Source organism: Pseudomonas sp. 2822-15 (assembly GCF_002742515.1).
GTDB classification, from domain to species: domain Bacteria; phylum Pseudomonadota; class Gammaproteobacteria; order Pseudomonadales; family Pseudomonadaceae; genus Aquipseudomonas; species Aquipseudomonas salomonii.
The window spans coordinates 1-230 of sequence record NZ_LJRY01000469.1 but is presented as its reverse complement, the minus strand read 5'-3'; the positions used below and the strand labels follow the sequence as shown (position 1 = coordinate 230).

Below are 230 nucleotides of genomic sequence, written 5' to 3'. Positions count from 1 at the left end.
GCCATAAGCCGTTGCGATCAACGGTATGAGCAATGGCATTTTTGCCCGGTTCGGCACGTTTCATCGTATCGCGCACTGGTGCGGCTAGGATCCCTCCCGTGCGGCTGGTTTCGCTCAACGCCAACAATCGCGCGAGGTCATCCTGATGCAGACAAGGACGAGCGGCGTCATGCACCAATACCCACTGCGCGTCGCCAGCGGCTTTCAAACCTGCCAGCACGGAATCGGCA

General features: G+C 59.6%; 1 protein-coding gene. It reads right to left on the bottom strand.

Going from position 1 to position 230, the window contains the following annotated elements:
* Positions 1–230 (bottom strand): 2-C-methyl-D-erythritol 4-phosphate cytidylyltransferase (locus AOA59_RS31830; RefSeq protein ID WP_178076330.1); only part of this gene is annotated, 230 nt, incomplete at both ends.